This is a genomic window from Parasphingorhabdus sp. (assembly GCF_041748495.1).
In the GTDB taxonomy this organism is placed as follows: domain Bacteria; phylum Pseudomonadota; class Alphaproteobacteria; order Sphingomonadales; family Sphingomonadaceae; genus Parasphingorhabdus.
In genome coordinates this window covers 1-7,999 of the sequence record NZ_JBGTDD010000165.1, presented here as the reverse complement: position 1 = coordinate 7,999, position 7,999 = coordinate 1, and the positions used below count along the sequence as shown (strand labels likewise).

General features: G+C 55.4%; 6 protein-coding genes and 2 pseudogenes. 5 read left to right on the top strand and 3 right to left on the bottom strand.

Going from position 1 to position 7,999, the window contains the following annotated elements:
* The 4 genes and pseudogenes from ACEW8J_RS14415 to ACEW8J_RS14400 all read left to right on the top strand — a co-directional run.
* Positions 1 to 340: DUF3034 family protein (locus ACEW8J_RS14415; RefSeq protein ID WP_373492336.1), on the top strand; the 340-nt coding region annotated here is incomplete at its 5' end.
* 15 nt (positions 341 to 355) lie between these two features.
* Entirely contained in the window at positions 356 to 853 is a 498-nt protein-coding gene (locus ACEW8J_RS14410; protein ID WP_373492335.1) for a group 1 truncated hemoglobin, read from the top strand.
* Positions 854 to 1,405: 552 nt separating this feature from the next.
* Positions 1,406 to 1,493 (top strand): annotated as a pseudogene (locus ACEW8J_RS14405) (IS6 family transposase); the annotation flags it as partial.
* A gap of 416 nt (positions 1,494 to 1,909) precedes the next feature.
* The gene (locus ACEW8J_RS14400) at positions 1,910 to 2,455 is read left to right on the top strand and encodes a hypothetical protein (RefSeq protein ID WP_373492334.1); all 546 of its coding nucleotides are present in this window, start codon (positions 1,910 to 1,912) and stop codon (positions 2,453 to 2,455) included.
* 62 nt (positions 2,456 to 2,517) lie between these two features.
* Here ACEW8J_RS14400 and ACEW8J_RS14395 read toward each other — a convergent pair.
* The 3 genes and pseudogenes from ACEW8J_RS14395 to ACEW8J_RS14385 all read right to left on the bottom strand — a co-directional run.
* A pseudogene (locus ACEW8J_RS14395) lies at positions 2,518 to 2,679 on the bottom strand (IS481 family transposase); the annotation flags it as partial.
* 90 nt (positions 2,680 to 2,769) lie between these two features.
* Entirely contained in the window at positions 2,770 to 3,315 is a 546-nt protein-coding gene (locus ACEW8J_RS14390; protein ID WP_373492333.1) for an inorganic diphosphatase, read from the bottom strand.
* Between the two features lie 40 nt (positions 3,316 to 3,355).
* A complete protein-coding gene (locus ACEW8J_RS14385; protein WP_373492332.1) occupies positions 3,356 to 4,816 on the bottom strand; it encodes a metallophosphoesterase in 1,461 nt (486 codons plus the stop codon).
* Positions 4,817 to 5,069: 253 nt separating this feature from the next.
* On the opposite strand from ACEW8J_RS14385, the gene ACEW8J_RS14380 reads away from it, so the two are divergent.
* A complete protein-coding gene (locus ACEW8J_RS14380) occupies positions 5,070 to 7,862 on the top strand; it encodes a TonB-dependent receptor (protein WP_373492331.1) in 2,793 nt (930 codons plus the stop codon).
* The last annotated feature ends 137 nt before the right edge of the window (positions 7,863 to 7,999 follow it).

Here is a 7,999-nt window from a genome sequence, read left to right as displayed (position 1 = left end):
ATTCCTTTCCCACAGCATATTGGTCGGCGCGACCGCTCGCTATACCAAGGCCAACCAAGGCGGATTGCTCGGCTTTGGCGGTGACAAGAGTGATGACTATAGCCTCCAGTTCGAAGGGAGCCTGGCGTATCAGCTTTCCCGCAAGCTGGTGATTGGCGGCGAGTATCGGACAAAACCCGACAATCTGTCGATCGCGCGCGAAGACGACTGGTATGACCTTTTTGCCGCCTTTGCGATCAACCATAATCTCACCATAGCCGCCGCTTATGTGAATATCGGATCGGTCGCGACGTCGGAAGAACAGCGTGGCGGACTGCTTTCGCTGCGCGCTTCCTTTTGATTGGATATTGGACCCATGTTTATCACTCTCGCTCTCATCATGGCTGCGCAGGACCTTCCCGCCTATGAAGAACCCCTGCCTGATCCGGTGACTGGCGAATTGCCGGTTGACCCCTATCAGCAGGACAATGCCAATGCCGGTGCCACTCCGTTCAAAGGCGCCAAAATGGCGCGGGCGTTCGGCGGCCAGGACGGCATCCGGAAAATCACCGACAGGCTGGTCGACGGCATCATTGCCGACCCGCGCATCGAAGAGATATTCCGGGGCCAGGACATGATCCGGTTGCGCCGCACGCTGTTCGAGCAATTCTGTTATATTCTCAATGCCGGTTGCGATTATACCGGGCGGGATATGCGCACCTCCCACAAGGATCTGGGGACCCAGATGGCTGACCTGAACGCGCTGGTGGAAAATCTGCAAAACGCGATGGACGCCGAGAATATTCCCTTTGCCCTGCAAAACCGGTTTCTCGCAAAGCTGGCTCCGATGGAAAAAGATGTCGTAGAACGTTAGATTGTAGATATGCAGGGACTCGCGAGACATCTTCTGTAAATTCCTGACGCAGGAAGAAGATGATCGAAACACCAAGGACGACGAGCGTGAAGTACAGCGCAAAATTGAAGATATCCCTCAAAAAATGTGCTTTATTCAGAGATGACTAGCATTCAAATCTCACTTTAATGTCAATGTCCGACGAGTTTAGAATACGAGCATTTGTAGCCGATCCTTCTTGTCTATTTGATTTAGCCCTTTGTGTCTGTGGTCGCCCGTTGACGTGGCATAAAGAGCGTGGCGCAGTTACAAAGTAAGCACACCGTCTTCAGCATCCCTGCCTAAAGCACCACTCACGGCATATCTAAACGAACAGGACAAGACAGGGTAACAGTCATCGATCCCGCTAAGAGCTAAATGACCGCTGATCGACCTGTTTCTGTGAAACCGAGCATTCAACTTCCGGCCGATTTCCTGACGTTTATGCTCCGCCGGCAAGGTCGATAATTAGCTATTATGTTGCAGCTTGTTCACGCTCGATGCCGCCGAGGTACGGATATTTAATTTCAAGATAAGCGCTCCAACAATAGAGCAGAAAATTCGCATCAACCGGTACGAAGACGGGAGCAAAAAATGCAGCGGTTTAAATCTTTGGGATCAGCGAAACGCTATCTCAATGTCCATGCCGCAATTTACAAACCTGTCGCCCACCAGCGCCATCTCATCAATCACTTATTGTTCAAGAAGTTGAGAGCCGGATCCTTCGGAAGGTGCAAGGCCACCGCGTCGCGAACCTGATTTGTGAAGTGGTTATCAGGTTGCGCCTAATCCAAATCAATCTGACAATGCCATGACCTCCTGTCATGGAGCCCCATGCCAAAGTCGTTATGCCCGCTCACTCCACTGATCTGTTGAACACAGGCACTAGGTAATAGTTTAAGAGAGATTTTCTTTATGTCAGCTTTTCTTGGAGAAGAAAGCCGTTAGACGAGTGGTGGCATTAACTCGACCCTTGGTCAGCGCGCACGTGCGGGCAACCAGTTTCTGGGCACGCTGCAATCTCTCTCTTCGGGGCGGATGCGTTCATCAGCAAAAGCTGATTTTGAAAATCAGCCCGAAGCGGCCGAGCTTGAAGTGCGCTGGAACGATCCGGCAGAAAATAAAGGATGGGAGCAAAAAATTGATAGTGCGCGAGAAGTCGCCGAGCGATCTGAACATTATGTCTATGAGCGCTTTTTACAGCGGTACGTTGCGGAAGAGGTATATCTTAGAGGCGTTCTTGCCGTTGAAGAACTGCGCGAGCATTTCCAGCCATATCTGAACGATGCCGGATTGCCGGAATGTGGCCGTCTGGAGCTTGATCAGAGCATCTCGATCCCCGAATATTACAAGGATGTCGAATGGCATCTCGAACCCGAAGGGTGGGATCGATACGACCTTTATGGACCGATGTTTGCCTTCGTTTCCATGTCACATATTTTCGTGCACGGTGGCTATGCTGCTGTGGGCCCTGGCGATGACATCGTGGCACAGCGCAAGAGTGTTATTGCAAGCCTTCCCGAGACTGTCCAGACCGCTCACGCTGATGCATCCTCAACCGAAAGTCTCGCGGTGATGCGATAGCTTGTGCCTTCTTCTCCTCTTTGTTCCCGGGTGAGCGCAAAACCCTTCTTGCGCAGACGGGTGAGCTGGGGCGTACCGCGCTTGATATATGCGTGCCGGATACTGAGATCTTCGACATGCCAATGGAACTTGGCCTGGAACTAATGACCTTTAACAGTGCGGATCTCGCGGATCCGGAATGGCAACTTGTCGATGATGTGATCGACAAAGTCGATCGCGCTTGAAGGGCCTCATGAACGCTCAGCTCTCACGCGGCACCGTTTTGGGTCAGCCGCGGCGATCCGCTCTTCTGAGCCGGTCCTTCGTTCAGCACCTCAATCCGGTGCCTGGCCTGCCCATCCGCGGCGGGCCGCATCGACCGATTCCAGTGCGGCCTCGGCGCCCTCAGTCCCCAGCAATTCCACCTGTGACGAACCATCCGGCAGCAGCTTGTATATTGAAAAAAAGGTGACCAGACGCTGGCGTTCGATCTCCGGCAGATCGCTATAGTCCTTTATGGAATCATAGGTCGGATCGACCGCCGAAGCAGGTACCGCCACGATTTTGTCATCGCCTTGCCCGCCATCGCGCATCCGCAGAACGCCGATCGGACGCACGCGGATCAGAGCACCGGGGTGGATGGGCGCGCGGGTATAGACCAGCACATCCAGCGCATCGCCGTCTGCTGCAAGCGTTTCTGGAATGATCCCATAATTGGCCGGATAAGCGACCGGGCTGGAGATGAAGCGATCGACCTCCATCCGCCCGCTGGCTTCGTCCAGCTCATATTTGATCGCGCTGCCCGCCGGAATCTCGATCAGCACCCGCACGTCCCCAGGCTCGGCCATGGCTTGCGGCACGACCAGCACAGCGGCCAGCATTGGCGCAATCCAGGCGCTCAGGCGCGATATGGCGCGGATCCTAATCCTTGGCATTGGCGGTGCAGGGCAGCCCGTCCGGACCCAGCCGGTCAGGCGGCATTGGGCCATCGATCATTTGCGCAGGGCCGTTACAGCGGCGTACCGTGGGTACATCCTCGGCAAGCTCCTCGAGCATGTTGCCTCCGGGCTGCTTCACCAGATCGAACCCGTCATAGAGAACCCCGGTGCTGAGATGGGCGCGCAGCGCCAACCGGTCGGGAGAGATATCCAGAATCTGGAACAGGCTGGTATCTTCCGCCATCCGATCGGGATGCCAGTCTGCGCGGTCATTCAGGCCATACATTTTCGCACCCGCGACCGAAACCATATAGACCGGCCCCTGAAAGGCCCCGCCGGAGCGTGCCTCGCGTCCGGCCTCGCTGCCGTCCTCGGCGGTCCACCGGCCATAGCAGTGATCATGGCCCTGCAGCACAAGATCGACCCCGTGCCGTTCGAACAGCGGCTTCCATGCGGCTTTCAGTTCCGGTGTGTCATTGGGCCGGGCACAGGTGAAGACGGGTTGGTGAAACAGCACAATCTTCCAGTTGCCCTGCGCTTCGGCCAGCCTGGCATCGAGCCATGCCGTTTGGCTGTCGAGCGTTCCGTCTTCGATGGCGGATGTGCCATCCATCACGATAATCCGGACACCCTGATAATCCAGATAATAAGTGGTTTTCTTCGTGGTCGGTGCGCCATTGTCGGGGAGGGCGAACATCGCCGACCAGTGCCCGCCCAATTTGCGGCCTTCCGAACCATCGGGCAGGATGTGGTCGACATATTCGTGATTGCCGGCAGCCGGTACCTGCGGGATCGTGGCGATGGCCCAGCCGCCCAACGCCGTCCATTCACCCCATTCATCGTCATGGACCATGTCGTCCCGGCTAGCGACGAGGTCACCGGCATGCAGCATCAGCTGCGGATCACCCGCCTGCACCAGCGCCCGGCGCCAGGCGAGCGAGCCGATCTCGAGAATATTATTCTGCGTGTCGCCCATGTAGATCATGCGGAACGGCGCGTCCGATGCCTTGGCGGTGCGGAACTGATGCCATTCGGAAAATCCCGCAGCGCCTTTCAGCCGATATCCGTAAGCAGTGCCCGGCTTCAGCCCGGAAAACCGCACTTCATGATAAAGCGCCGCACCATTTTCGCTGATCGTGGAGACATGATTTCCCACTATCTGCGTCGCGAGCAGGCCGAAATTTGGTGCTGGCTTCAGTTCGGCTATTTCCGCGATCGATTCCTTGCCGGCAATATCGGTGCGCCAGGAAACCGCCATCGATGTGGTCGGGTCTGCTCCCGGGGTAAGGACAATCCGGTCCGGCAGATTGCGCGCTGCGTAAGGCTGGCCGCGAGCCGTCGGAGCCGCTTCTCCCCGAAGATCTATCTGCTCTACCGGCTGGGCCAATGCCGTCATCGGCACTGCTGTCAGTGCCAGGAGACCGATGATTGACCTTTTAAACATGGACGCTGCATTCCTTACTGGTAATTTGCCTATTCATTGATCAAACCCGACAACTATCTATTAATATAATTGTCATATTACACTAACAAAAATGTCATATTAAATCTGGATCATTACACTTCATTTTATATGCAGTATTTATGACGAATATGTGTCATTTTGTAGATTATCATACAGTCTAGCGAGTCATAAAACTGTAATTCAACTAACCTATCGGAACGAAACTCTAATAAAGAGAGAAAGAGTTTCGATCATGACTTCAGAATCGTCCGTTCGCCTACCGCGCAAGGTTCTGCTGCTTGCAGCCGCCTCATTGATGGCATTCCCCGCAATAGTTCATGCACAAAATACCCTGACCGGCAGCGTGGTCGATGCCAACGGCGCCACCCTGCCAGGCGCAGCAGTCACGGTGCGTGAAACCGGCCAGCGAATCATTACAGATCGCCAAGGCCGCTTTGTCGTGCCTTCACTGCCGGATGGTGAAGCAACCTTCGATGTCAGCTATCAGGGTCTGCAGACCACCAGCCAGTCTTTCAGCGTGCAGGCAAATACCGACAATGTTGTCCGGATCACTCTCCCCCCGGCCAGTGCCGACGGCGAGATTGTGGTGTTCGGAACCATCCTCGATTCCACGGCCCGAGCGCTCAACCAGCAGCGCAACGCCGATGCCACCACCAACATCGTGTCGTCCGATGCCATCGGCCGTTTCCCGGACACCAATATCGCAGAGGCCCTGCAACGGGTACCAGGCTTCGGTGTGGAGCGCGACCAGGGTGAAGGCAATTTCATATCGATCCGCGGTGCACCTTCGGAATTCACCTCAATCACTGTTGATGGAGTAAGCTTGCCCTCAACCAGCCCGGATACCCGCGCGATCGACCTTGGATCCATTCCTTCGGATGTTGTCTCCTCGCTGGAAGTATCCAAGACACTGCTACCTTATCAGGATGCAGATTCCATTGCCGGCTCTGTAAATCTCACAACTCGGTCACCGTTCGACAAACCACGCCTGCGCGTATCTGCAAATGGCGGCGTCAGCTACAATGAATTCGGCGATACCAACGATTATCGATTTGGCGGCACGGCAAGCAACGTGTTCGGCCCAGTGGGCGTGCTGCTGTCCGGCAGTCTGGCGCAGACCGACCGCCGCGTCGACAATTTTGAGTCAGTTTGGGATGTCGTTGAAAGACCGGAAGGCGATGAAATACTCGGCGTTCCGGAACAGGAATTCAAGGATTACGACACAAGGCGCGAGCGGCTGGCTTTTACAGGCGCGATAGAAGTGCGGCCGGACAATTTGAATAAATTCTACGTGCGCAGCACCTGGTCGCGCCGGACGGACGATGAATACCGCAACCTTCTGGCGATCGTCTATGAAGACGGTGAGCTGCAGCCAGGCGCCACCGAAGGGGTGGCTACCTGGAACAACGCCCGCGTGGCCAAGGAATTCCGTCACCGCATCAAGGTTGACGAATCACTGTTGGTCAGCGCCGGTGGCGAACACGAGTTTTCCGGCCTCAGCCTGGATTACTCGGCTTCCTACTCGCGGGCTGAAGAAACCTACCCGATTCGTGCGCAGCTGTTGTACCGTTCGTCGCTTCGACCCGATATCTCACAGGATTTCCCGATCAATCCTAATGCCCCTGAAATTTCTCTTTTTGATACACAAGAACATCTCGACGTCAGCAGATACGGTTTCCGCCAGAATACCTACCGGGAACAGGACACGCTGCAGGACGAATGGGCATTTCAGGCCAATGCCAAGATTCCTACCGAAATGTTCGGCGCACCGGCAACTGTACAGTTCGGTGCCCGCGCCCGCCTGCGCGATGTGGAATCCGACAACGAGCAATGGCGTGATCGTGCTGGTAGCAGTGCGCCGGACGGAACCATGGCCGACCTGCTAGGCACCGAACCGTCGCGCAATTTCGATTACCTACTGGGCACCAAGTTCAACCCGGGGCTGGTGCGGGATTATTTTGAAGCGATCCGGCCCGTTTCGCAGATAGATGCCACGCGGCGGATATCCAACTCCATCACCGCAGATTACGAGGCTCAGGAGGATGTATTCGCCGGCTACGCCATGACCCGCATCGAGTTCCCGAGCGCCAATCTGACACTGGGCCTTCGTGTAGAGCACACGAAATTCTCGGGCAGCGCACCAGTTTTCAATGAGGAAAGTGAGACTTTCACCATTGGTCGGGCAGATCGGAGCTACACAGATTTCTTTCCCAACGCTACGCTGCGCTATGAGTTGGCTGACGACCTTATTGGCCGTGTAGCCCTCAGCCGTGCCGTATCGCGTCCGAATTTCCGCGATATCGTTCCCCGGGTCTCGGAAAACAGCGATGGTTCGGGCGACAGAGTCGATGTGGACCGCGGCAATCCGGATCTCAAACAGACGATCTCGAACAATTTCGACATGGGTCTGGAATATTATTTCCCGCCGCTGGGCATGGTTTCAGCCAATTTCTTTTACAAGGATCTGGAAAATTATTCGTTTACGCTGACATCGCCGGGGACCTTTAACGGCCTGGATGCGCGGTTTACGGAAAAGCTTAACGCCGACAGCGGACATATCGTGGGCTTTGAACTCGCCACACAGGCGCAATTCACCTTCCTCCCAGGCTTCCTCTCCGGTTTCGGCGTGTTCGGTAATGTTGCCTATGCCGACGCCAAGCTCCGCCTGCCAGCTGCCGTTCCCGGTCGGGCTGACAAGGTGAACCTGCCGAGCCAGTCCAAATGGACTTACAACGCTGCGCTGTTCTACGAAATGGAAGGGTTTAACGCCCGGCTCGCCTATACCAAACGCAGTGACTATATTGACGAGTTTGATAGTGATGCACGATTGGATACCTATTGGGAGGGCCGCAGTCAGTTGGACCTTACGGCAAGCTTCGACGTGACGGATAACGTCAACCTGTTCTTCGAAGGCAAGAACCTGACCAACTCGCCCGGTGTACGATACGCTGGCGAACGGTCGCGGGTGACGGAATTTGAAAAATTTGGCCGGCTGTTTTTCTTGGGTGCCCGGGTCAATTTCTAGGGTCAGGACCTATTAAATGGCTTGCATGATGCGTTGAGATTTGATTCAATGGCGGCATCAGGAGGTGCCGCTTGTGGATGATCTGTTTTTGCTGAGTGAGGCGCAGATGCGCCGGATTGAGCCATATTTCCCGCTAT

Bases quoted from the DNA above. Each gene is read 5' to 3' on its own strand.
- ACEW8J_RS14410 (WP_373492335.1), top strand. From the start codon at position 356: ATGTTTATCACTCTCGCTCTCATCATGGCTGCGCAGGACCTTCCCGCC.
- ACEW8J_RS14400 (WP_373492334.1), top strand. From the start codon at position 1,910: ATGCGTTCATCAGCAAAAGCTGATTTTGAAAATCAGCCCGAAGCGGCC.
- ACEW8J_RS14390 (WP_373492333.1), bottom strand. From the start codon at position 3,315: ATGCTGGCCGCTGTGCTGGTCGTGCCGCAAGCCATGGCCGAGCCTGGG.
- ACEW8J_RS14385 (WP_373492332.1), bottom strand. From the start codon at position 4,816: ATGTTTAAAAGGTCAATCATCGGTCTCCTGGCACTGACAGCAGTGCCG.
- ACEW8J_RS14380 (WP_373492331.1), top strand. From the start codon at position 5,070: ATGACTTCAGAATCGTCCGTTCGCCTACCGCGCAAGGTTCTGCTGCTT.